At 43.4% G+C, this 22,737-nt stretch carries 23 protein-coding genes; 10 read left to right on the top strand and 13 right to left on the bottom strand.

Annotated elements, in window-relative coordinates; genetic code table 11:
- Positions 1–15: 15 nt before the first annotated feature.
- The 4 genes from grxD to hemA are packed head-to-tail and all read right to left on the bottom strand — an operon-like array spanning position 16 to position 3,618.
- A complete protein-coding gene (gene grxD, locus CFR83_RS03765) occupies positions 16–324 on the bottom strand; it encodes a Grx4 family monothiol glutaredoxin (RefSeq protein WP_088812634.1) in 309 nt (102 codons plus the stop codon).
- A 27-nt stretch (positions 325–351) separates the two neighbouring features.
- On the bottom strand, positions 352–1,191 hold the full coding sequence (gene prmC / locus CFR83_RS03760; protein WP_341476334.1) for a peptide chain release factor N(5)-glutamine methyltransferase: 840 nt from the start codon (positions 1,189–1,191) through the stop codon (positions 352–354).
- A gap of 30 nt (positions 1,192–1,221) precedes the next feature.
- Positions 1,222–2,301 (bottom strand): peptide chain release factor 1, encoded by a 1,080-nt coding sequence (gene prfA, locus CFR83_RS03755; RefSeq protein WP_088812632.1) that lies wholly within the window; start codon positions 2,299–2,301, stop codon positions 1,222–1,224.
- Positions 2,302–3,618 (bottom strand): glutamyl-tRNA reductase, encoded by a 1,317-nt coding sequence (gene hemA, locus CFR83_RS03750; RefSeq protein WP_088812631.1) that lies wholly within the window; start codon positions 3,616–3,618, stop codon positions 2,302–2,304. It lies immediately after the preceding gene.
- A gap of 31 nt (positions 3,619–3,649) precedes the next feature.
- On the opposite strand from hemA, the gene CFR83_RS03745 reads away from it, so the two are divergent.
- Positions 3,650–3,910, top strand: a complete 261-nt coding sequence (locus CFR83_RS03745) for a hypothetical protein (protein WP_088812630.1) — start codon at positions 3,650–3,652, stop codon at positions 3,908–3,910.
- Between the two features lie 123 nt (positions 3,911–4,033).
- On the opposite strand, the gene ychF is transcribed toward CFR83_RS03745, so the two are convergent.
- On the bottom strand, positions 4,034–5,128 hold the full coding sequence (ychF, locus tag CFR83_RS03740; RefSeq protein WP_088812629.1) for a redox-regulated ATPase YchF: 1,095 nt from the start codon (positions 5,126–5,128) through the stop codon (positions 4,034–4,036).
- 20 nt (positions 5,129–5,148) lie between these two features.
- On the opposite strand from ychF, the gene CFR83_RS03735 reads away from it, so the two are divergent.
- The 4 genes from CFR83_RS03735 to CFR83_RS03720 are packed head-to-tail and all read left to right on the top strand — an operon-like array spanning position 5,149 to position 9,642.
- Positions 5,149–6,354, top strand: coding sequence for a UbiH/UbiF family hydroxylase (locus CFR83_RS03735; RefSeq protein WP_088812628.1), 1,206 nt, complete (start codon positions 5,149–5,151; stop codon positions 6,352–6,354).
- Positions 6,351–7,070: a DsbC family protein gene (locus tag CFR83_RS03730; protein ID WP_243383339.1), complete on the top strand. Its 720-nt coding sequence runs from the start codon at positions 6,351–6,353 to the stop codon at positions 7,068–7,070. Before CFR83_RS03735 ends, CFR83_RS03730 begins: the two co-directional genes overlap by 4 nt.
- 25 nt (positions 7,071–7,095) lie before the next feature.
- The gene (locus tag CFR83_RS03725) at positions 7,096–8,886 is read left to right on the top strand and encodes a M61 family metallopeptidase (RefSeq protein WP_088812626.1); all 1,791 of its coding nucleotides are present in this window, start codon (positions 7,096–7,098) and stop codon (positions 8,884–8,886) included.
- 12 nt (positions 8,887–8,898) lie between these two features.
- Complete coding sequence (locus CFR83_RS03720; RefSeq protein ID WP_088812625.1) at positions 8,899–9,642, top strand: uracil-DNA glycosylase; 744 nt, start codon at positions 8,899–8,901, stop codon at positions 9,640–9,642.
- Between the two features lie 39 nt (positions 9,643–9,681).
- On the opposite strand, the gene trpC is transcribed toward CFR83_RS03720, so the two are convergent.
- From trpC to rpe, 5 genes are read right to left on the bottom strand one after another with little or no spacing between them, the layout of a single operon-like run.
- Positions 9,682–10,488 (bottom strand): indole-3-glycerol phosphate synthase TrpC, encoded by an 807-nt coding sequence (gene trpC, locus CFR83_RS03715; protein ID WP_088812624.1) that lies wholly within the window; start codon positions 10,486–10,488, stop codon positions 9,682–9,684.
- 26 nt (positions 10,489–10,514) lie between these two features.
- Positions 10,515–11,555, bottom strand: coding sequence for an anthranilate phosphoribosyltransferase (gene trpD / locus CFR83_RS03710; RefSeq protein ID WP_088812623.1), 1,041 nt, complete (start codon positions 11,553–11,555; stop codon positions 10,515–10,517).
- Positions 11,556–11,576: 21 nt separating this feature from the next.
- Positions 11,577–12,158, bottom strand: a complete 582-nt coding sequence (locus tag CFR83_RS03705) for an anthranilate synthase component II (protein ID WP_088812622.1) — start codon at positions 12,156–12,158, stop codon at positions 11,577–11,579.
- On the bottom strand, positions 12,142–13,659 hold the full coding sequence (gene trpE / locus CFR83_RS03700) for an anthranilate synthase component I (protein ID WP_088812621.1): 1,518 nt from the start codon (positions 13,657–13,659) through the stop codon (positions 12,142–12,144). Before trpE ends, CFR83_RS03705 begins: the two co-directional genes overlap by 17 nt.
- Complete coding sequence (rpe, locus tag CFR83_RS03695; RefSeq protein WP_088812620.1) at positions 13,659–14,369, bottom strand: ribulose-phosphate 3-epimerase; 711 nt, start codon at positions 14,367–14,369, stop codon at positions 13,659–13,661. Before rpe ends, trpE begins: the two co-directional genes overlap by 1 nt.
- 60 nt (positions 14,370–14,429) lie before the next feature.
- On the opposite strand from rpe, the gene apaG reads away from it, so the two are divergent.
- The 4 genes from apaG (at position 14,430) to CFR83_RS03675 (ending at position 17,801) form a co-directional block, all read left to right on the top strand.
- Positions 14,430–14,804: a Co2+/Mg2+ efflux protein ApaG gene (gene apaG / locus CFR83_RS03690; RefSeq protein WP_088812619.1), complete on the top strand. Its 375-nt coding sequence runs from the start codon at positions 14,430–14,432 to the stop codon at positions 14,802–14,804.
- A gap of 118 nt (positions 14,805–14,922) precedes the next feature.
- Positions 14,923–16,137, top strand: a complete 1,215-nt coding sequence (mltA, locus tag CFR83_RS03685) for a murein transglycosylase A (protein ID WP_088812618.1) — start codon at positions 14,923–14,925, stop codon at positions 16,135–16,137.
- Between the two features lie 80 nt (positions 16,138–16,217).
- On the top strand, positions 16,218–16,994 hold the full coding sequence (locus CFR83_RS03680; RefSeq protein ID WP_165765058.1) for an enoyl-CoA hydratase: 777 nt from the start codon (positions 16,218–16,220) through the stop codon (positions 16,992–16,994).
- A 30-nt stretch (positions 16,995–17,024) separates the two neighbouring features.
- Complete coding sequence (locus CFR83_RS03675; protein ID WP_088812616.1) at positions 17,025–17,801, top strand: DUF3047 domain-containing protein; 777 nt, start codon at positions 17,025–17,027, stop codon at positions 17,799–17,801.
- A gap of 3 nt (positions 17,802–17,804) precedes the next feature.
- Here CFR83_RS03675 and CFR83_RS03670 read toward each other — a convergent pair whose 3' ends face one another.
- Positions 17,805–18,995, bottom strand: coding sequence for a M20 aminoacylase family protein (locus CFR83_RS03670; protein ID WP_088812615.1), 1,191 nt, complete (start codon positions 18,993–18,995; stop codon positions 17,805–17,807).
- A gap of 132 nt (positions 18,996–19,127) precedes the next feature.
- Here CFR83_RS03670 and CFR83_RS03665 point away from each other — a divergent pair, with 132 nt between their 5' ends.
- Positions 19,128–20,801 carry a long-chain-fatty-acid--CoA ligase gene (locus CFR83_RS03665; protein WP_088812614.1) on the top strand — a complete coding sequence of 558 codons (1,674 nt, stop codon included), beginning with the start codon at positions 19,128–19,130 and terminating at the stop codon, positions 20,799–20,801.
- On the opposite strand, the gene bioD is transcribed toward CFR83_RS03665, so the two are convergent.
- Together bioD and CFR83_RS03655 are read right to left on the bottom strand one after the other, a co-directional pair.
- Complete coding sequence (gene bioD, locus CFR83_RS03660; RefSeq protein WP_088812613.1) at positions 20,776–21,507, bottom strand: dethiobiotin synthase; 732 nt, start codon at positions 21,505–21,507, stop codon at positions 20,776–20,778. The genes CFR83_RS03665 and bioD overlap by 26 nt on opposite strands.
- Positions 21,497–22,717, bottom strand: coding sequence for an aminotransferase class I/II-fold pyridoxal phosphate-dependent enzyme (locus tag CFR83_RS03655; RefSeq protein ID WP_088812612.1), 1,221 nt, complete (start codon positions 22,715–22,717; stop codon positions 21,497–21,499). The genes bioD and CFR83_RS03655 overlap by 11 nt, the downstream gene beginning before the upstream one ends.
- Positions 22,718–22,737: the final 20 nt, after the last annotated feature.

The following is a 22,737-nucleotide window of genomic DNA, read 5'->3' as shown; positions in this document are numbered from 1 at the left end:
AGCTAGTTGAAAAAATTATGATTTCAGAAGCTGTTGTAATTCACCGCTTTGGTACATCTCAGTCATGATGTCTGAGCCGCCAATGAATTCACCTTTGATATACAGCTGTGGGATTGTTGGCCAGTTGGCATATTCTTTGATGCCTTGGCGAATATCTTCATCTTGCAACACATTGACCGTATAAGGATTGGTCACGCCACAAGCTTGCAAAATCTGAATAGCTCTACCTGAGAAGCCACATTGTGGAAATTGGGCGCTACCCTTCATGAATAGTACAACTGGGTTGCTTTCAACGATTTGTTTAATTTGTGCTTGAACGTCCATGATGCTTCCTTATGAATATGTCTTATTTTAGCCAAGCTTGGCTGAAGCTGCTCGCTTAATACCCGCAAGATCAAGGTGGGCTTTTATATCAACAAATTTACAATCAGTGAGTAACTGGCAAACCGCTTCTGATTGATCGTAACCGTGCTCAACCAAGATAAGACCGCCTGCATTTAAATGGGTCTGCGCTTGCTGAAATATCTGGCGATAAGCACTTAAGCCATCCTGATTATCGGTAAGGGCTGAGGAGGGCTCAAAGCGCAAATCACCCATCGATAGATGTTGATCTCCTCTTGGGATATACGGCGGATTACTCACAATTACATCAAATTTATCAGTGACACCATCAAACCAACTACCTTGATGAAATTGAACCGTCTTCAAATCTAACAATTCAGCATTCCTCTTGGCAATCGCTAGGGCACCAGTGCTGATGTCAACACAAGTTACAAGAGCACGCGGGATGTTCTTGGCAATCGCTAAACCTATGGCGCCACTGCCTGTTCCCAAATCTAAAACTTTGGGAGCGGAGATTTGGCAGCCATTTGCTAAATCTAAAAAATCAATCACTAACTCAACCAACAGCTCAGTTTCTGGTCTAGGAATCAATACACCTGGCCCAACAGTTAGCTCAATATTGAAAAACTCTTTTTTGCCTGTGAGGTAAGCAACAGGGTGACCTAATAATCTCTTTTTCTCAAGATCAAGCCAATCATCAACCAGTGCTTGCGGTAAAGAATCTCTATCCCTGCTAATTAGAGAAGATTTAGGCCAGCCTAAATGTTTTTCTATTAAATTTGCCAAGAGAACCTTGGCATCTACTTTATCTAAAGCAGTTGTTTGAAGAAGTTCGGAGATGCTTGGCACAAATATCAGATATCAAATATCAATTGACGATTAAATATCGCCTAAGCTGGCTAATAATTCTGCCTGATGTTCTGCAGCCAGTGCACCCAATAGTTCCTGAATATCACCATCCATCATCGCATCAATTTTGTACAAAGTTAGATTGATACGATGATCGGTGATACGGCCTTGTGGAAAGTTATAGGTTCTAATGCGATCGCTACGATCACCTGATCCCACGAGACTCTTGCGAGTTTCAGCTTCTTTATCGTGCGCAGCGCGACGCTTGGCGTCCATGATGCGCGAGACAAGCACTTTCATGGCCTGCTCTTTGTTACGGTGTTGACTTCTATCGTCTTGGCACTCAACAACGGTGCCAGTAGGGATGTGGGTGATACGAACTGCTGAATCAGTTTTATTAATATGCTGACCACCCGCACCAGAAGCTCTAAAAGTATCAATGCGCAAATCTGCAGGATTGATTTCAATATCGCTGATTTCATCTGCTTCAGGCATTACTGCAACAGTACATGCTGAAGTGTGTATACGACCTTGGGTTTCTGTTTGTGGCACACGCTGCACACGATGACCGCCAGATTCAAACTTAAGTTTTGAGTAAGCACCTTGACCAACGATGCGCAAAATCGCTTCTTTATAACCACCTAAATCAGACTCTGAGGCGCTCACTACCTCTACTTGCCAACGCTGACGCTCTGCATACCTTGTGTACATTCTGAAAAGATCTGATGCAAAGAGGGCGCTTTCATCACCACCTGTACCTGCGCGGATTTCTAAGAAGATATTTTTATCGTCATTAGGATCTTTAGGTAATAGCAGGCGTTGCAAATCAACTTGCATTTGTTCCATGCGGGTTCTTGCTGATTTAATTTCTTCTTCAGCAAAGTCCTTCATTTCAGGATCAGATTGCATGGCTAGTGCTGCTTGTTCGTCAGCCTCAGCTTGTAAATACAACTGAAATTGTTCGACAACAGGAGATATCTCCGCATGCTCACGATTGAGTTTGCGGTACTGATCCATGTCCTTGGTGATTTCTTCCTGGACTAACAATGAGTTTAGTTCTGCTAGTCGAGCATCTAACTGCTCGAGCTTAGCTTTCATACTTGGTTTCATCTATTTATCGGAGTTGGTTGCGCGGAATAAGCCTGGCAATATTTTCATGAGGGCTTCGCGTTCTTCGCCCTGTGCGTGTTGCAGTGCATGTAATGAGCCATGCAAAAACTTATTAGTTAAACCTTGAGCCAAAGCATCCAAAACAACTTGAGGATCTTCTCCTCTGGCTAGCAATTTACGAGCACGCTCAAGTTCATAAGAGCGCAGATCTTCGCCACGTTGACGCAAGTCCTGAATCAATGGCACTGTGCCACGAGTTTCTAGCCAGTGCATGAAGTGCGACACACGTGTCTCAATGATTGCTTCAGCTTGACCAACCGCTGCCTGACGAGAGTCAGCGCCTGCTTGCACAATATCGCTTAAATCATCAACGGTATAGAGGTATACATCATTGAGGCGTCCTACAGCAGCTTCAATGTCGCGCGGGACTGCTAAGTCAACCATCACAACTGGGCGATGACGGCGCGCCTTGATGGCATGCTCCACCATGCCTAAACCAATGATGGGTAGTGTGCTGGCAGTACAAGAGACAACAATGTCAAAGTCTTGTAGGCGAGTTGGCAAATCTGATAAACGAAGTGATTCTGTTGCTAGACCTTGCTCTGATAATTGATCGGCTAATTCTTGGCCACGTTCTAGGGTGCGGTTTGCAACAGCGACTAATTTAGGTTTACGGGCTGCAAAGTGCGTGGCGCACAAATTGATCATTTCGCCAGCGCCAATAAACAATACTTTTTGATCGGAAACGCTTTCAAAAATTCTCTCAGACAAACGCACAGCTGCTGCTGCCATCGAAATCGAGTGTGCGCCGATTTCAGTGGTACCTCGAACTTCTTTAGCTACCTGAAATGTTTTTTGAAATAGTTGATTTAAATATGTGCCAAGTGAACCAGCTTCATCTGCGCAACGCACCGCATCTTTGAGCTGACCCAAAATTTGAGTTTCACCCACCACCATGGAATCTAAACCGCATGCCACACGAAACGCATGGCGTACTGCCAGTGATTGAGGTAGCACATAAACGTGAGGCAACAACTCTTCGCTATCAATCCCACGAGACTTAGCTAACCATTCAATGGTTGTTCTTTTCAAAGCAGATGGCTCATGAGAGCTTTCATCATTGGCAGCGCAGTACAGTTCTGTTCTATTACAGGTCGATAGAATCGTTGCTTCTGGTAATTGTGTTTCAGATACACTCGCCAAATGATCTTTCAGATGATGTAACGCAGGCTGAATCATCTCAGGTGCGAATGCTACCTGTTCACGTACCTGAATCGGTGCCGTGTGATGATTAATACCCAGTGTCAAAATCTGCATAATGAAATTATAAGTTTTTCATGGAGTTAGGATGAGTTTTCTAGCATTTTTAGTCTTTGGCGGATTTGTTGGTTTTTTAGCTAGTTACTTGCATCCTAAAAAATCTAGCAAAAAGACATCCCTGTTCTCTCGAATCTTGATGCCAGCCACTCTTGGGGCAACATCATCCGCGATTGCATCGATTTTGGGTCAAAGCTTGGGATGGTTTAAGTCTGGCCAAGTTTTAGAGTGGTTAGGCGCAATGATATTTGCGATTTTCTGCGTTTTTTTGTTCAAAATAGGCCAAAAATGATCAAAAAACACCATGAAACAGCAAAAAACTGAAAAACGCTAAAAAGCAGGTGGAAATTTAAAAAAGGGCTCAAAAGAGCCCTTTTCAATCAAAACTTAACCACCTAAATCAGGCGGTACCTAATTAAACGTTGAATAAGAAGTTAAGAACATCACCGTCTTTGACAACATATTCTTTGCCTTCGGCACGCATTTTCCCTGCTTCTTTGGCACCAGCTTCACCCTTGTAGGTGATGAAGTCGTCATAAGAAATGGTTTGAGCACGAATAAAGCCACGTTCAAAGTCAGTATGAATCACACCTGCTGCTTGAGGAGCTGTGTCGCCAATATTGATTGTCCAAGCGCGAACCTCTTTAACTCCAGCTGTGAAGTAGGTCTGTAATCCTAATAGGCTAAAGCCTGCACGAATCACGCGATCTAACCCAGGCTCATCCATGCCCATATCTGCCAAGAATGCTTTCTTATCAGCATCATCAAGCTCGGCGATTTCGGCCTCAATAGCAGCGCATACAGCCACTACAGGGGCCTTTTCTTTGGCTGCATGAGCCTTGACTGCATCAAGGTGAGGGTTGTTCTCAAAGCCGTCTTCTTTGACGTTAGCAACGTACATCACAGGTTTGGCTGTGATTAAGCAAAATGGCTTTAAAAGAGCTAAATCTTCATCGCTCAAACCCATTGCGCGCACTGGCTTGGCTTCATTTAATTGAGCCTGTACCTTTGCAAGTAATGGAGCTAAAGCATTAGCTTCTTTGTCGTTGCCTGATTTAGCAGCTTTTGAGTAACGGGCGTAGGCCTTATCAACAGTACCTAGGTCAGCAAGTGCTAACTCAGTATCAATCACGCCAATATCTGAAATAGGGTCTACTTTGCCGGCCACGTGAATCACGTTGCCATCTTCAAAGCATCTCACTACATGAGTGATGGCATCTGTTTCGCGAATATTAGCTAGGAACTGGTTGCCCAAGCCTTCACCTTTGGATGCTCCAGCCACAAGACCTGCAATGTCAACAAATTCGACAACGGCAGGAAGAATGCGTTCAGGTTTGACAATCTCAGAGAGCTTTTCTAAGCGGGGGTCAGGAACCTCGACCACGCCCACATTAGGCTCGATTGTGCAAAAAGGATAGTTCTCTGCGGCGATACCAGCTTTGGTAAGCGCATTGAACAGGGTAGATTTGCCGACGTTAGGCAGGCCGACGATGCCACATTTTAAAGACATAGGGCGTTATTATTCCATGTATGAAGACTTATGACCTTATTATCGTTGGAGCAGGCATTGCCGGGAAGGCAACTTCGTTGCGTTTGGCGCAATTAGGTTTGAAAATTTTACACATAGCGCCAAGCTTTGATACTGGATTTGTTGGCAACGATGCACAGGTTTGGGATAGTCGTATTTACGCACTTTCAGCGAGTACTAAACAACTGCTTGAAAAAATACATGTTTGGGATGCATTGGATGCTGGCCGCATTCAGGTGGTGAGTGATATGCGCATTTATGGCGATAGTGGGGCGGTGGGAGATGAGTTACATTTCTCTGCCTACAGCGCCACAGTGCCTCAATTAGCTTGGATCGTTGAATCTGGACATATTGAAAAAACATTGGACCAAGCATGCAAGTTTCAAGGTTTGATAGAGCGCGTAACTGATAAGTTAGTTGATTTCAAATCTGATCAAGAATCTGTCACCGTCACAACAGAGTCGGGTGAAACCTATGGTGCTAAATTACTTTTAGCCGCTGATGGGGCGCGTTCATTGATTCGTGAAAAGTTGCAAATTGAAACAGCGATTAACGCGTATGAGCAAACCGCGATAGTGGCTAACTTTGAAATTGAAAAGCATCATCAAGGGGTTGCTTGCCAATGGTTTTTGCCAGGCGGAGAAATTTTGGCGCTATTACCTTTACCAGATAAAAAGGTATCAATGGTTTGGTCTGCTAAAACTGAGCATGCTGAACAATTAAAAAGACTTAGTGCAGATGAGTTGTGTGAAAAAGTAGCTAAAGCTGCTAGTGGTCAAGTTTTTGAAAAAACTGGGACTCTAAAAATGCTAACTGCGCAACAAGGCTTTCCTTTGCGGCGGATGAGGGCAAAGCGAGTCATTGCCCCTAGTGATTGCCCAAGAATTATTTTGATTGGTGATGCTGCTCACGTGATGCATCCCTTGGCAGGTCAAGGCTTGAACCTTGGATTGCGGGATGTGGCTAGCTTAGGCGAAATCCTAGAAAGTAAGGAGACGTTCCGAGAAATCGATAACCCTGTCATACTGCGAAGGTATGAGCGAGCTCGCAGCGGTGATACGGATATATTGTTATTTGTAACAGATCAGTTACAAAAAATATTTTCGTCAGAAGCCAGTCGTTTAAAAGAGTTGCGCAATATCGGAATGCGTTGGTGTAATCGTAGTAATTTCTTAAAGAGACAATTAATTAAAAAGGCATTATCTTGAACATTAAATTATCAAAAATATCCGTTCTATTTGGATTCTTAATCGCCTGTTACATGGGTGGTGCAGCTGCTCAGAGTAGCACTGAACAAAAAGTTAAAGCGGAAATGCAAAAACAAATTGGCGATCGCGCCAAGGTTGAAAGTGTTAGACCTGCACCTGTTGCTGGTTTGTATGAGGTGGCAATTGGTAAAGATGTTATTTACACCGATGCAAGTGCTAGATATTTGATTCAAGGTGAGATCGTGGATTTGAAGTCTGGCACCAACCTAACCGAGCAACGCATCAATGAATTGAATTTAATTAAGTGGTCTGACTTGCCATTAGCTGATGCCATCAAAACAGTGAAAGGTAATGGTTCTAGACAATTGGCAGTTTTTGCTGATCCACACTGTGGCTATTGCAAGCGTCTGGAGAAAACGCTGGCAGATCTTGAGAATGCAACTGTGTACACGTTCTTAATTCCAATGCTTTCTGCAGATTCTCATACAACATCAAAGAAAATTTGGTGTTCTGCTGATAAATCTAAGACTTGGTCAGACTGGATGAACAATGCTGTTGCACCAACAGGTAAAACAGACTGTACAAACCCATTGGAAAGAAACATTGCTCTAGGCAAAAAAATTGGTGTAACTGGTACACCAGCAATCTTCTTTACAGATGGTTCAAGAATCACTGGTTCAGTGCCGCTGGCTCAAATTGAAAAGAAACTTAAATAACTAATTTGATAAATGGTTTTTTGAATTGGCTCATTTAAGATATCGCATCAATCCAATTGATTTAAATGGTCACCGCTATGGGGTGACCATTTTTATTCCTAAATCATTAACAGTATCTCCGCTTAAGGTGCAGTTGCCATCTTGGATACCTGGTAGCTACATGATTCGGGATTTTTCAAAGCACCTAGAATCATTTATTGCTAAGCCAGCTGGCTCAAAAAACAAACCAATTGTCGTAAAAAAATTAGATAGTCATACTTGGGAGATTGCTGCCCAAGGTGATGTTGAGGTGTCATATCAAGTCTACGCATTTGATACATCTGTCAGAACTGCATACTTAGACCAAACTCGTGGTTTCTTTAACGCCACTAGTCTTTGCTTAAATGTTTTGGGCGCCTCACACCTACCTTGTGAGCTAGAGTTGGTTAAACCCCTCTCGAAGAATAGCTATGATTGGTCAGTCGAAACAACTTTGCCGGCGCGTCAAGTGGATCGTCAAGGTTTTGGTCTTTATAAGGCCGCTAATTACGATACATTGATTGATCATCCAGTTGCCATGGGCCAGTTCCAAGTTGTTAGTTGGACCTCCTATGGAACCCCGCACCGCATGGTTATCCAAGGTTTGATTGACTCTGTTGATCAAAAGCAATTGGCTAAAGATTTAAAAGCCATTTGTGATGCGCACATTGCCTTCTTTGATCCAGTTAAACCGCGCGCACCATTTAAGCAATATTGTTTCATCGTAAATGCAGTTGGCGATGGTTATGGTGGTCTAGAACACCGAGATAGTACGGTTTTGTTGTGTAAGCGGGATGATTTGCCGTATCAAGGCCAAAACCTAAAAAAACATCCGGCTTACGAGGACTTTTTAGGTTTGTGTAGCCATGAGTATTTTCATTCATGGATGGTTAAACGCATTAAGCCCCGAGCATTTGATCCTTATCGGTTAGATCAAAAGAATCACACGGGATTGCTTTGGTTATTTGAGGGATTTACCAGTTACTACGACGACCTTCAATTGTTAAGAAGTGGCCGCATTGATATAACTCGCTACTTAAAGCGGATTGAAAAAACTTGGAACATGGTTTTACGTGGACCGGGGCGCCATAAGCAAAGTTTGTCTGAGAGCTCATTTGATGCTTGGACAAAGTATTACCAGATGGATGAGAACACACCCAATGCTGTGGTGAGTTACTACGCCAAAGGTTCGCTATTGGCATTGGCTCTAGACATAAAAATTCGTGACCATACTAAGCAAAAGCAATCACTCGATGATGTGATGAGGCATTTGTGGGAAATGTATCAACTAACAGAAGCTGGTATGGCGGAAGATGATTTTGATCGCGCTATTGAGTTTGTGATTGGACCAAGTTTTACAAAAACATGGATGCAAATGAAATCTGATTATGTCGATGGTATGAAAGACATACCTTTGGATAGTCTTTTAACATCCCTTGGGTTGAAAGTTGCATTAAAAGAATCATTACCAAGTGAACACCCAGAAACTGCCAAGCAGTTATTGGGTATTCGAGTTACTACCCAGCAAGGTTGGGTTAAATTAACACATGTATTGGATGGTGGATTGGCGCAGCAGGCTGGCTTGGCCGCAGGCGATTACATCTCTTCCATCAATGGCGAACGTGCAACATCAGGTCGCTTGGATCATCTACTAACGCAATTAGTTCAAAAGTTGTCTAGAGGCCAAGCAGTTAAAGTGGTCGCTTACCGTCATGAACAAGAGTTTATTGCCACATTCCAAGCGAGATCGGATATCGCAGCTTGTCAACCAAAGCAATACACGATATCTGTAAAGTAATTCATGTCGATCATGTTGCCGACGTTTGCTATTGGTTCACACTTACCGCCCGATTGGAAAAAACTGATTGCTGAAGATTTAGAAAATCATCGTTTTGACCTATTAGAAAAACAAGTCAATCAAGCCTATAAAGATTTAGGTGAGCAAATTGCACCAACCCAAGAAAACATTTTTAGAGCTTTAAAAGAAACCCCTATTAATCAGGTAAGGGTTGTGATTCTCGGGCAAGATCCCTACCAAACACCTGGCTTGGCACAGGGCTTGGCGTTCTCGATTCCCAAAGAAATTAAGCCAGGATGGAAAGCATTCCCGAGTTCATTAAGAAATATCAGTAAAGCGTTGGCCTTGGATGGTTACCAAGCTTTATTGCATGGTGATTTGAGCGGCTGGGCTAAGCAAGGTGTTTTATTACTCAATGCCACACTAACAGTGCAATTGAATTTGGCTGCCTCACATGCACAATTTGGTTGGCAGGAGTTAACAGATGCTTTGCTATATCGCTTGGCTAAGACGCAATCAACGATTTGGTTATTGTGGGGCGCTCACGCTCAGAAGAAAAAAGCCTTAATTGAATTGGCGGCGCAAGAAAGCGGGCTGCATCAAACTATTTTGACCGCTTCACATCCATCAGGCTTGAGCGTTTATAAAACTGCTGAGCCATTTATCTATCCGGGTGACCAACAATCATGCAGCCACTTTAGAAAAGTGAATGAGCATCTTATCAATCAAGGTTTGACACCAATTCACTGGTCTTGATGTCACTACTGCAGCAATAAGTATTGCTTAAATTTTTTATTATTTGCCAAATAATTCAGCGAGTGCGATGCCCGGATCGGGTTGGCGCATAAAAGCTTCGCCAACTAAAAATGCATGCACTTGTGCAGCACGCATTAATGCCACATCCTCTTTGGTCAAAATACCACTTTCAGTGACCACTCGTTTTTCTTTAGGAATATCTTTTAGTAGCGATAGTGTTGTTTCTAGGCTAACTTCAAAAGTGCGAAGATTGCGATTGTTGATGCCTAGTAATGGGGTGTTTAGTTTGAGGGAGCGCTCTAGCTCATAGGCGTCATGAACCTCTACCAAAACATCCATGTTTAATTCGTGGGCAATGCTCTCAAAATCCTTCATCTGCGCATCATCTAATGCTGCTGCAATTAAAAGAATCGCATCTGCTCCCATCGCGCGAGCTTCATACACCTGATAAGGATCCACCAAAAAATCTTTGCGCAAGACCGGGATGGTGCAAGCTTGACGAGCTTCTCTTAGGTACCGGGCAGAACCTTGAAAATAATCTTTATCAGTTAGCACTGATAAACAAGCTGCGCCATTCTTTTCGTACGATTTGGCAATCTCTGCCGGATCAAAGTCCTCACGAAAGACCCCTTTACTCGGGCTTGCTTTTTTAATCTCTGTGATTACGCCAGCATGACCATTAGCAATTTTCTTTTCGATATTGGCTGCAAAACCTCTTGGCTTTAAAGAACTCTCTTGCAGGCTGGCTTCTGCATCAGAACGCAAAACATGCATTGCTACTTGCGATGAGGCTTTAGCTACCTCATCAAATTTAGTGGCCAAAATACGTTTAAGAATATCGCTCATGAAATTTCAAATATTTAATAACTATCTTAACTAGCGATAGAGGCTAATTGTTGTGTTGTTTGGATAAATTCATCTAGCTTGGCTTTGGCCTTGCCTGATGAAATTGAGTCTTTAGCCAACTCAATACCATGACCAATATCTTTAGCAATATCAGCGGCGTAGAGTGCTGCGCCAGCATTAAAGCAAACGATGTCTCTTGCCGGACCTGGTTCGTTGTTGAGTACGCCTAAAACAATTGCCTTTGATTCATTAGCATCGGCAACTTTAAAACTTTCTGTTTTTGTAACTTTGAAGCCAAAATTCTCAGGGCGAACTTCGTATTCTTTCACTTGACCATCTTTGAGCTCACCAACCATCGTTGGAGCTTCTAGAGATATTTCATCTAAACCATCTTTGCCATAAACCACCAAGGCATGTTTCATACCTAATTTTTGTAGCGCTCTAATTTGTAGCCCTACTAAATCAGGGTGAAAAACACCCATTAGCATGTGTGGCGCATTAGCTGGGTTTGTTAAGGGACCCAAAATATTAAAAATGGTTCGAACACCCATTTCTTTGCGAACCGGCGCCACATTCTTCATTGCTGGATGGTGATTGGGTGCGAACATAAAGCCTATGCCACATGTATCAAGTGATTTAGACACCTGAGGTGCTTGCAAGGTAATTTGTACGCCCATAGCCTCTAAAACATCAGCTGCACCAGACTTGCTGCTAACACTTCGGTTGCCATGCTTGGCTACTTTTGCACCAGCACCAGCAGCGACAAACATCGCAGTGGTGGAAATATTAAATGTGTGAGCTCCATCGCCACCTGTGCCAACAATATCTACAAAGTGGCTGTTATCGGCCACTTGAACTTTGGTGGCAAATTCACGCATCACCATTGCTGCTGCCGTGATTTCTCCGATAGACTCTTTTTTGGTGCGTAGACCAGTCAATATGGCAGCAGTTAGCATGGGAGATAGTTCTCCAGACATGATTGAGCGCATGATTTGCATCATGTCGTCATGTGCAATTTCCTGGTGCTCAATTAAGCATTGCAAAGCTTCTTGAGGGGTGATGGCCATAATGTTTTAAATAGAGTTAGGTTAAGCCAATGTTGCTTTGGTAGTTTTTAAGAAATTATGAAGTAATTCATGTCCATACTCAGACAAAATGGACTCGGGGTGGAATTGCACCCCTTCCACTGCAAATTTCTTGTGACGTACACCCATGATCTCGCCATCATCAGTCCAGGCAGTTACCTCTAAATCTGCTGGCAGGCTTTCTTTTTCGATTGCCAATGAGTGATAGCGCGTGACCGTGAAGTCTTTTGGCAAATCCTTAAAGACTCCTTGTTGAGTGGTGTGCACGGTATCTGTTTTGCCATGCATGACTCTCTTTGCACGAATCACCTTGCCGCCAAAAGCTTCACCAATAGCTTGATGACCTAAGCAAACACCTAAAAGCGGCACTTTGCCTGCAAAGTGCTGTAACGCGGCCACTGATATGCCGGCTTCTTTGGGGCTGCAAGGGCCTGGTGAAACACAGATGTGATCTGGTTTCATGGCTTCGATTTCAGCAATGGTGATTTCGTCATTACGAAACACCCGAACATCTGCACCTAGCTCGCCAAAATATTGAACTAGGTTATATGTAAAGGAGTCGTAGTTATCAATCATGACTAGCATCTAGACCTCCTTGAACCATTTCGGCTGCGCGCAATACAGCGCGAGCTTTGGCTTCTGTTTCTTTCCATTCTGATTCTGGGTCGGAGTCAGCCACAACGCCTGCACCTGCCTGAGCATGAACCATGCCGTCTTTAATAATTCCTGTGCGAATCACAATCGCCACATCCATGTCACCTGAAAAAGATAGATATCCTGCAGCACCACCATAAACACCACGTTTCACAATTTCCATCTCATCAATGATTTCCATCGCGCGAATTTTTGGCGCACCAGATAATGTTCCTGCTGGGAAGGTGGCTTTTAATACATCCATATTGCTAGCGTTATCAAGTAGCTCGCCTTCAACAGAACTCACAATATGCTGCACGTGAGAGTATTTCTCAATCACCATTCTGTCGGTTACTTTAACGCTGCCGTTTTTAGCAATTCTGCCAACGTCATTACGCGCCAAATCAATCAACATCACGTGTTCTGCAATCTCTTTTGGATCCGCAAGTAGTTCTTTGGCTAGTTCAGCATCATGCTCAGGGCTTGTGCCACGAGGTCTTGTGCCGGCAATAGGGCGAACAATCACAAAGCGCTTCTCTTTACCATCAACTTGACGTTGTTCTTGGCGAACCAAAATTTCTGGTGATGATCCAACTACTTGGTGATCGCCAAAATCATACAAATACATGTATGGAGAAGGATTTAGAGAGCGCAAGGCTCGATAAAGCGATAGGGGTGATTCTGTATAGGGTTGGCTAATACGTTGACCAATCACTACCTGCATGCAGTCGCCTGCCAAGATGTATTCTTTGGTGCGTTTCACTGCATCCATAAAATCTGCCTTGGCAAATTTACGAATCGCTTCCGTTTTTTGTGTAGCACCAGTGCTAGGTTTTTTAATAGATGCATCAAGGCTTGTGTGAAGCTCTTTGAGTCTTGCTTGTGCTGCCTCATAAGATTGAGGTTCCTGAGGGTTGGCGTAAACAATTAAATAAAGTTTGCCAGCCAAGTTATCAATGACTGCTAACTCTTCAGTCAACATTAGTTGAATATCAGGCGTATTAATTTCATCTGGCAAATCATGTTTTGCCAATCGTGGCTCGATATAACGAATCGTGTCGTAGCCAAAGTAACCAGCTAGACCTCCACAAAACCTAGGTAACCCTGCCTGAAGCGCCACCTTGAAGCGCGCATGGTAGTTGGCTATGAAATCCAACGGGTTGCCATGATCCGTTTCAACAACCTGACCGTCTGTAATAACTTGTGTGAGGGTATTGTTAGGTCCGCCAGATACCTTGATCAAGGTCTTGGCATGCAAACCAATAATCGAATATCTGCCAAAGCGTTCACCACCTACTACTGACTCGAGTAAGAAAGTATTGGTAGACCCATGTGCTTGGGTTAACTTTAAATAAAGAGACAGGGGAGTCTCTAAGTCAGCTAATGCTTCAGAAACTATAGCAACACGGTTATAGCCTTGTTTTGCCAAGGCATCGAAGTCTTTGCGTTGCATCAGGCTTTTCCTAGTTCCTCGCGCATTTTGTCGATGATGGCTTTGTAATCAGGTTTGCCAAAAATGGCAGAGCCTGCAACAAAAGTATCAGCGCCAGCTGCGGCGATTTCTCGAATATTCTCAGCCTTAACTCCGCCATCAACCTCTAGGCGAACTTTGCGACCTGATTGAGCCTCGTATGCCAAAAGCTTGGCTTTGGCTGCACGCAACTTATCTAGTGTGCTTGGGATAAATGATTGACCACCAAATCCAGGGTTGACCGACATGAGTAGCACCAAGTCCACTTTATCCAAGACGTAATCAAGGTGGCTTAATGGGGTGGCTGGATTAAATACCAAGCCAGCTTGGCAACCACTGTCTCTGATAAGACCTAAAGTCCTATCAACATGGCTGCTAGCCTCAGGGTGAAAACTAATCAAATTGGCACCTGCTTTAGCAAAGTCAGGCACGATTCGGTCCACCGGTTCAACCATGAGGTGTACGTCGATACAGGCAGGTTGACCGTCTTTAACAGCGTGGGAGCGAATAGCCTCACAAACTAAAGGGCCAATGGTTAGATTGGGCACATAGTGGTTATCCATTACGTCAAAGTGGATCCAATCGGCTCCGGCAGCCAAGACGTTCCTGACTTCTTCGCCTAGGCGGGCAAAGTCCGCCGACAAAATGGATGGGGCAATGAGGTATGAATTTGAGGTATTTGTATTAGCCATAGTGTGATTCTATCGTGGTCTGGCTTGCAGTAGCGTGTTCTATAGCGGAGAATCTCACACATGGAACAACATCAATTCAGTGTACAGGTCAAAGTGGCTTATTTGCCGGATGAGTCAGATGCCGAAAATCGCCAGTTTGCCTTTGCTTATACGATCACCATTAAAAATATTGGGCAGCTGCCTGCCCAGTTGATTGCGCGTCATTGGATCATCACTGATGGCGATAATGATGTTCAAGAAGTCCGTGGTTTAGGGGTTGTGGGGCAGCAACCATTATTACGCCCTGGAGAGCAATTCGAGTACACCAGCTGGGCCACTCTACCAACCCCTATGGGTACTATGAGGGGTGACTTCTTTTGCGTCAGTGAAGACGCTCAGTTTTTCCAGACTCCGATTCCTGAATTTGCCTTGGTCATGCCAAGGACTCTGCATTGATTGATCTGCTGTTGAGCGCGCCAGGAAGTATTATTTGTCTTTTCGGCCCATCATGGTCCAAACAACAATAATTACTAGTATGACTAAGGCAACACCCGCTTCTAAGGCAAATAAAAGCATGGGAAATTCATCGAATAAGTCGCTCAATTGGGGATTCCTTTCTGGAAATCATGTTTTATGCAGCAAGCATAGTACTTTTTCGAAGTTTAATTCTTTCCTTGCTTATGGTTTATTAAGCCTAGTTTTATCGTCTTGTGTCAGTCAACCCTCATACACACATAAGTCTGCTCAAAACACTGCATCTGAAGCCAGATCATCAAGTTATAGCTCAAACGTTGCAAAGTTAACTGTTGCTTCTTGGAGTGATTTACCTGGCTGGTATGACGATGATTTAAGTGCTGCTTGGCCAGCCTGGAAAAGAAGTTGTCAGGGACTTATGAAGCGCAACCCAAGTGGTTTAGATTGGCGTGCTGCGTGTAGAGCAGCAGAGAAAGTGAATAGTTCAAGCAATCAATCGATTCGTGATTATTTTGAATCTAATATGAAGGTCATGGAGATTCGCCATCAAACAGGATCTTCTGCTGGAAGTGCACATGGCTTGGTGACTGGTTACTATGAACCCTATTTAAATGGGTCAAGGCAAAAGGGTGGTGCATATCAAACGCCATTACACCGTTATCCAGATGCATGGAAAAAACGTAAGCCTAGCGAGCTACCGACTCGTGCTGAATTATTTTCAAGTGGGCAACTGAACGGTCAAGAAATTGTTTGGGTAGATGATGCTGTGGCTGCCGCTTTTATGCAGGTTCAAGGTTCAGGGCGCATTCGTATGACGGATGGCAAGATTATTCGTTTAGGTTTTGCGGGCACCAATGATCAACCCTTTAAATCTTTTGCACAGTGGCTTCTAGATCGTGGTGAGATTACTCGAGCTACTGCAACCATGCAGGGTATACAAGCTTGGGCTAAAAAGAATCCTAACCGTGTACAGGAGATGCTTAACGCCAACCCTCGCTATGTTTTTTTTAGAGAGATGCCAGCAAGCCCGGATGCAAATATTGGACCTATTGGAGCTTTAGGGGTGCCATTAACCTCTGAGCGCAGTATTGCTATCGATACCAAGGCTTTGCCCTTGGGCGCACCTGTTTACATTGCAACAACTTATCCGCTGACTCAAAAACCTTTACAGCGTTTAATGATGGCTCAAGACACTGGAACTGCCATAGTGGGTGCTGTTCGAGCTGATTTTTATTGGGGTACTGGGGATCAGGCTGGTGAGTACGCTGGTCGTATGAAGCAACAAGGCAGAATGTGGGTTTTCATGCCTCGCTGACACCTTCGTGACACAAGGTGCTAGCATCTTAGTAATCCTGCTATTTTTACAATTTCTGATTGTTCAAAGAAAGACAAATGATGAGTTACGAAACTATTTTGACTTCAACTGATGGCCGTGTGGGCGTAATTACTCTGAATCGGCCTAAGGCTCTTAATGCACTCAATGATCAATTGATGGATGAGTTGGGAGCAGCTTTGTTATCTTTTGATGCAGACAACAATATTTCTTGCATCGTTATTACCGGTAGTGAAAAAGCTTTTGCTGCTGGGGCAGACATTGGCATGATGTCTAAATATAACTTTACTGATGTTTATAAGTCTGACTACATCACTAAAAATTGGGAAACAATTCGCAAAATTCGTAAACCAGTGATTGCTGCTGTGGCTGGTTATGCTTTGGGTGGTGGTTGTGAGCTAGCGATGATGTGTGACTTCATTATTGCGGCAGATAACGCTAAGTTTGGACAGCCAGAAATCAAGCTTGGCATCATTCCTGGCGCTGGTGGCAGTCAGCGTCTACCAAGAGCTGTGTCTAAATCAAAAGCAATGGATATGTGCTTAACTGCTCGTATGATGGATGCGAATGAAGCGGAGAGAGCTGGCTTGGTTTCAAGGGTTGTGGCTGCTGATAAGTTGCTTGAAGAAACAATGGCTGCCGCAAAAATAATTGGCGAGATGTCTTTGCCAATTGTGATGATGGTTAAAGAAAGTATTAATGCGTCTTTTGAATCATCACTCAGTGAAGGCATTCATTTTGAGAGACGTCTTTTCCATTCAACCTTTGCTACTGAAGACCAAAAAGAAGGCATGGCAGCATTTGTTGAAAAGAGACCAGCTAAATTTAAGCACCAATAAACCTATTGAGTGTTATCTAGGCAACAATTAATGCGCTTTAGGGTTAGACAATTTATTGGTTTGGTGTGTGTGGCACTATTGGCATCTTGTGCCACGATGGAGTCCGGAGATACTCACGTTCCACCTGCCGAAAAGGTAGATAAATTTTCGAATTTAAACGAGGCGGGTAATTTGCCCAAAGCCTGGCAGGTTTGGAGAATTACCCCTCAGAAAAATAAAACCGAATACAAGCTAAAGCAGTATGAAGGTAAAACAGTTTTGCATGCGAGCGCCAACGTGGCCGCATCGGGTTTGGTGTTGCCTCTAAAGCCAAGGTCACCCGATCAGCTATTTCTTAATTGGGAGTGGAAGGCTCTTAGTTACATACCCAATGCAGATAATCACGATTCTTCTGTAGATGACGCTCCTTTAAGAATTTTGGTGGCGTTTGATGGTGACAAAACTAAATTACCAGTAAAAGATCAGATGATTTTTGAGATGGCAAAAATTGTGAGCGGTCACGATATGCCTTATGCCAGTTTGATGTATGTTTGGGCAGCTAAAACCCCGATTGAAACCATCATTACAAGTCCCAGAAGCTCAAGAATCAAAATGATTGTGGTTAATGCTGGCAAGGATGAACTCGGCCAATGGCAGCGCCATCATCGCGATTTATCAAAAGATTTTCGCGCAGCTTTTAATGAAATGCCAGGTAAGGTGATTGGCTTAGGTTTATTAACGGATACAGATAACACAAAGACACAAGTCGATGCTATTTATGGTGATATCGAACTGAGTAAAACACCAAATATTTCAAAGAGCAAATAACGGTTACGCTAAGTAACGTTGCACCAGTTTGACCCAATAGCTACTACCAAGAGGTAGCAACTCATCATTAAAGTCATAACAAGGGTTGTGAAGTTGGCATGGACCTAAACCATGACCCTGTGAGCGATGATCGCCGTCTCCATTACCAATAAAGACATAGCAGCCAGGTTTTTCTTGCAACATAAAAGCAAAATCTTCTGCGCCCATGGTTGGGTCAATTCTTGGGTTGACCTTATGCTCGCCAACGAGTTCTTTCATCACCTCAATAGCAAATTCAGTTTCATTGTTGTGATTGATTGTTGGAGGGTAATTTCTTGAAAACTCAACTTCCGCAGAGCAATCAAAAGCTTGAGCAACTGCTGCAGCTACTTGATGTAGACGCATTTCAATTAGATCTAACACTTCGTGGGTGAAAGTTCTGACTGTGCCACCAATCCAAGCGCTGTTTGGAATGATATTGCTAGCATCTCCTGCGTGGAATTGAGTAATAGATAAAACAGCTGCATCGATTGGGCGTTTGTTACGAGTAATGATGCCTTGTAGTGCGCTAATCATTTGACTAGCAGCAAACACAGGATCTGCGCTGGTATGCGGTAGTGCAGCATGACCACCTTTACCATTAACGGTAATTACAAATTCATTACTAGAGGCCATAATTGGACCTGGTGTCACACCAAACTCACCAACCGCTAGTCCTGGCCAATTGTGCATGCCAAAAATAGCATCACAAGGAAATAAGTCAAACAGTCCATCACGAATCATTTCTCGCGCGCCACCACCACCTTCTTCGGCAGGTTGAAAAATTAGGTGAACAGTTCCCTTGAAGTCACGATGTTTTGATAAATATTCTGCAGCACCTAGGAGCATCGCCACATGACCATCATGGCCACATGCATGCATTTTTCCTTCATGTTTTGAAGCGTGTTCAAAATGATTATGTTCTTGAAGCGGAAGCGCATCCATGTCGGCGCGTAAGCCAATTGATTTGCCTTTACCCAAAGATCCTTCAATTGTGCCAACAACACCAGTTTTACCGAGACCACGATGGGTTTTAATGCCCCATGCTTCAAGTTGTTTGGCAATGACTTCTGCCGTACGATTTTCTTGAAAGCACAACTCAGGATGAGCATGAATATCTCTCCTAATAGCCTTAATGGTTGCGGCTGACTCAAGAATTTCTGGTAGAAGTTTCATAAGAACAATCTTTAATGCCTAATGCTAAATCATATCTCTTATCAAGGATATTGACAGACAATTTGGTAATCCCTCTACTTTAGTGCAGTATTGAGTATGTGCCTATTTAATTCAATTTCTTAGCCCAATTGTATGAGTCAAGATAAACCATGGCTAGATAGTTATCCTGAAGGCGTACCTCATCAGGTTGACTATTCTCAGTATGAATCTTTAAACCATATGTTTGAAGATTCATTTGACCTATATGCCAACAGAGTGGCTTTTACTTGCATGGGTAAAACCCTCACTTATCAAGAATTAAATGTGCGATCTATGCAATTCGCAGCATATTTGCAATCTACTGGGTTAAATCAGGGCGACCGTGTTGCGATCATGATGCCCAATCTTTTGCAATATCCTATAGCTATCCTTGGTGCGCTCAGAGCTGGCATGGTGGTGGTGAGTGTTAACCCACTTTACACACCTAGAGAACTTCTTCATCAACTGAAGGACAGTGGCGCAGATGCGCTAGTCATCTTAGAAAATTTTGCCCACGTTTTTGAAAAAGTCCAAGATCAGGTTGATATTCAACATGTACTTGTAACTAGTATGGGTGAGTTGATGGGGGTCAAAGGAATTCTGATTAATTGGGTTGTTAGAAAAATTAAAAAGCTTGTTCCTAAATGGAATTTAGCCAATTACATCAGTTTTAAAAATGCTTTGGCTATTGGTGATCGCCACTCATATATAAAACCTCAAGTTGGTCATAACGATATTGCCTTTTTGCAATACACAGGCGGTACTACCGGAGTATCTAAAGGGGCTACTTTGCTACACCGTAATATTTTGGCCAATATCATGCAAATTGAGTTGTGGCTCGAGCCAGGCTTAAGAGGTAAAACAATCGACCAGCTAATTTTTGTTTGTGCCTTGCCGATGTATCACATCTTCGCTTTAACGGCCTGCTGTATGTTTGGTATCAGGGCAGGTGGTTTAAATATCTTGGTGACTAACCCCAGGGATATTTCAGGCTTTATCAAGTTACTCGCTGGATTGAAGACATTTCATATTTTCCCTGCGGTCAACACCTTGTTTAATGCTTTGATGAATCACCCTCAATTTAAAAAAATTAACTTCTCAAGTTTATTGGTAGCAATTGGTGGCGGGGTGGCGGTGCAACGCGTGGTGGCTGATCGTTGGTTGGCATTAACTGGTAAGTCAATTGCTGAGGGTTATGGCTTATCTGAAACTTCGCCAGTATCTTGTTGTAACACGCCTCTTATTGATGGCTTTACTGGACACATTGGTTTGCCATTGCCAGGTACTGATGTATCGATTCGAGATGATGCAGGGCGACAACTGCCAACAGATATGCCCGGTGAAATTTGTATTCGTGGTCCGCAAGTAATGGCAGGTTATTGGCGTAGCCAAGATGAAACTAACAAAGTCATGACGGTTGATGGTTTCTTGAAAACCGGAGACATAGGCGTGATGGATGCAAGCGGTTATGTAAAGATCATTGACCGCAAAAAAGATGTGGTGATTGTGTCTGGATTTAATGTTTATCCAAATGAGGTTGAGGAAGTGGTGGCGATGCTGCCTGGTGTCTTTGAGTGCGCTGTAGTGGGTGTGCCAGATGAACACTCTGGTGAAGTTGTGAAGGTCTACATTGTTAAGGGCGATGCCAACCTAACTGAGCAGCAAGTTATAGCGCATTGTAAAGAGCAGTTAACTAATTACAAACGACCTAAGTACATTGAATTTATCAACGAACTACCTAAAAACACAGTTGGAAAAACACTCAGGCGTGAATTGAGGAATCGCTAGGCAATTGAATAAAGCTGGCAGCTTTTGTTAAAGCCTCTTTGCTGTAGGGAGTTTTGATTTCTGATTGATTCAGTTTAGGAATCACACCTAGTAAGGGTGCTGGAATCAATGTTTTTAAAGTATCAATATTTTCATGAAGTAGTTGCATATCATTGTTGCAGTTAGCTACCCAACCAGCCAATACCAAGCCTCTATGCTCAATTGCCTCAACGGTTAGCAGTGCATGATTAATACATCCTAATTTCATCCCAACCACCAAGATGACTGGCAGCCCGATATCTTTAGCAAAATCGGCACTATTCTTGCCATCATGAAATGGCACCTTAAAGCCACCAACACCCTCAACAACCATGGCATCTGTTCTTTCTGCCATTTGTTGGTAACCACTTAGCATGACCTCATAACTTAGATGAATTTTTTGTGCTTGAGCAACAAGATGTGGTGCCGCAGGAGTGCTCAATTGGTAAGGGCATATTTGTTGATTTGCATCACTAAGATTACTTAGATAAGTTGATGCCATTGATAAAGTCATCAAATCTTCGTTTTGAAGTTGCCCATTGATTTCTTGAAGGCCGGCCACTACTGGTTTGTATGCGCCTACAAGAGAATGCTGTTCTTGTAGTTTCAGAATCAATGCGCCTGACACCAAGGTCTTGCCAACTTCAGTATCGGTGCCAGTGATAAAGAATCCAAATTTAGAAGGCATGCTCTACCTCACTAATTGCATTGATTAATTCATCAATTTGTTCTCTGGTGTGCGAAGCCGATAGTGTGATGCGAAGGCGAGCTGTACCTGCAGGTACAGTGGGCGGCCTGATGGCTGGTACCCAAATATTTTTTTTATAGAGCGCTTCTGCAACACGAAGGGCATCTTCATTTTGACCAATTACTATTGGTTGAATGGCAGTTGATGATTTAACCAATTGCCATTTATGTAACTTTAGATGCTTTCGCCAATAGGCAATATTTTGATGCAGGGCGTTTCGATATTGTTCTTGCTGAATCAATTCAAGGCTCTTGAGTAAGCCATGAGCAATTGCAGGTGGGCTTGCAGTTGTATAGATGTAAGCACGTCCTTTTTGTAAAATCCATTCTGTCAAATGCTTATGAGCAGCAATGAATGCGCCACTGAGGCCAGCAGCCTTACCCAGAGTGCCAATGTAGATGACTCTATTGGCTGAAGTATTCCCAGCATCAATCTTGAATGAGTCCAAAATGCCGTGACCGGAATCGCCCAGAACGCCAAAGCCGTGAGCGTCATCAATTAATAACAAGGCATCATATTTTTCAGCCAGTGCTAGCAGTTGATCAACGGGGGCGATATTGCCATCCATGCTGAAAACGCCATCAGTGACAATTAATTTAAATCGGCTCTTATCTTCTGAGAGTAATTTTTGAAGAGCACCTAAATCTTGATGAGGGTATACAAAGACTTTGGCATTATTTTGTTTGCTAGCAAGACGCACACCATCAATTAATGATGCGTGGTTGAGCTCTTCAGAAAAGATGCTCATCGTTTGGTTTTCACCTAAACCTGCAGAGATCCCTGTGATGGCTGCCATATTAGCCATGTAACCAGTGCTAAAAAATAAACCTTTGACGTTAGGGATGTGTTTGGCTTGGGTTGCTGCTAATGCTTGTTCCAGTTGATCATGAGCTGTGTAATGACCACTGATCATGTGTGAGGCGCCACTGCCCCCGCCGTAGATGTTGACGCCATCAATCATGGCAGACGCAATTTCTGGATGATTGGCTAAGCCAAGATAATCATTGCTGCAAAAAGTAAGTACGTCCTGACCATTGATTTTCATCACTGGCGCGCTAGGGCTATCGCTAACTTTCAGTTTTCTACGTAGTGATTGATTCTCTAAGTCATTCAGAAGAGATTCGTAGTGTTGAATATAGCGATTACTCATGTCTTTATTTTAGGCAGTTT

This window comes from Polynucleobacter victoriensis, assembly GCF_900187875.1.
GTDB lineage: Bacteria > Pseudomonadota > Gammaproteobacteria > Burkholderiales > Burkholderiaceae > Polynucleobacter > Polynucleobacter victoriensis.
The sequence above is the reverse complement of the archived record's forward strand: the minus strand, read 5'-3'. Positions and strand labels throughout refer to the sequence as shown.

What these genes read in the sequence shown, in the direction of transcription:
- CFR83_RS03675 (WP_088812616.1), top strand. Translation starts at nt 17,025, where the DNA reads ATGCGCTTTAGGGTTAGACAATTTATTGGTTTGGTGTGTGTGGCACTA.
- CFR83_RS03720 (WP_088812625.1), top strand. Translation starts at nt 8,899, where the DNA reads ATGTTGCCGACGTTTGCTATTGGTTCACACTTACCGCCCGATTGGAAA.
- apaG (WP_088812619.1), top strand. Translation starts at nt 14,430, where the DNA reads ATGGAACAACATCAATTCAGTGTACAGGTCAAAGTGGCTTATTTGCCG.
- CFR83_RS03655 (WP_088812612.1), bottom strand. Translation starts at nt 22,717, where the DNA reads ATGAGTAATCGCTATATTCAACACTACGAATCTCTTCTGAATGACTTA.
- CFR83_RS03680 (WP_165765058.1), top strand. Translation starts at nt 16,218, where the DNA reads ATGAGTTACGAAACTATTTTGACTTCAACTGATGGCCGTGTGGGCGTA.
- hemA (WP_088812631.1), bottom strand. Translation starts at nt 3,618, where the DNA reads ATGCAGATTTTGACACTGGGTATTAATCATCACACGGCACCGATTCAG.
- CFR83_RS03735 (WP_088812628.1), top strand. Translation starts at nt 5,149, where the DNA reads ATGAAGACTTATGACCTTATTATCGTTGGAGCAGGCATTGCCGGGAAG.
- CFR83_RS03745 (WP_088812630.1), top strand. Translation starts at nt 3,650, where the DNA reads ATGAGTTTTCTAGCATTTTTAGTCTTTGGCGGATTTGTTGGTTTTTTA.
- bioD (WP_088812613.1), bottom strand. Translation starts at nt 21,507, where the DNA reads ATGCCTTCTAAATTTGGATTCTTTATCACTGGCACCGATACTGAAGTT.
- grxD (WP_088812634.1), bottom strand. Translation starts at nt 324, where the DNA reads ATGGACGTTCAAGCACAAATTAAACAAATCGTTGAAAGCAACCCAGTT.
- ychF (WP_088812629.1), bottom strand. Translation starts at nt 5,128, where the DNA reads ATGTCTTTAAAATGTGGCATCGTCGGCCTGCCTAACGTCGGCAAATCT.
- trpD (WP_088812623.1), bottom strand. Translation starts at nt 11,555, where the DNA reads ATGGCCATCACCCCTCAAGAAGCTTTGCAATGCTTAATTGAGCACCAG.
- CFR83_RS03665 (WP_088812614.1), top strand. Translation starts at nt 19,128, where the DNA reads ATGAGTCAAGATAAACCATGGCTAGATAGTTATCCTGAAGGCGTACCT.
- trpE (WP_088812621.1), bottom strand. Translation starts at nt 13,659, where the DNA reads ATGCAACGCAAAGACTTCGATGCCTTGGCAAAACAAGGCTATAACCGT.
- trpC (WP_088812624.1), bottom strand. Translation starts at nt 10,488, where the DNA reads ATGAGCGATATTCTTAAACGTATTTTGGCCACTAAATTTGATGAGGTA.
- CFR83_RS03670 (WP_088812615.1), bottom strand. Translation starts at nt 18,995, where the DNA reads ATGAAACTTCTACCAGAAATTCTTGAGTCAGCCGCAACCATTAAGGCT.
- rpe (WP_088812620.1), bottom strand. Translation starts at nt 14,369, where the DNA reads ATGGCTAATACAAATACCTCAAATTCATACCTCATTGCCCCATCCATT.
- prfA (WP_088812632.1), bottom strand. Translation starts at nt 2,301, where the DNA reads ATGAAACCAAGTATGAAAGCTAAGCTCGAGCAGTTAGATGCTCGACTA.
- mltA (WP_088812618.1), top strand. Translation starts at nt 14,923, where the DNA reads ATGGGAAATTCATCGAATAAGTCGCTCAATTGGGGATTCCTTTCTGGA.
- CFR83_RS03705 (WP_088812622.1), bottom strand. Translation starts at nt 12,158, where the DNA reads ATGCTAGTCATGATTGATAACTACGACTCCTTTACATATAACCTAGTT.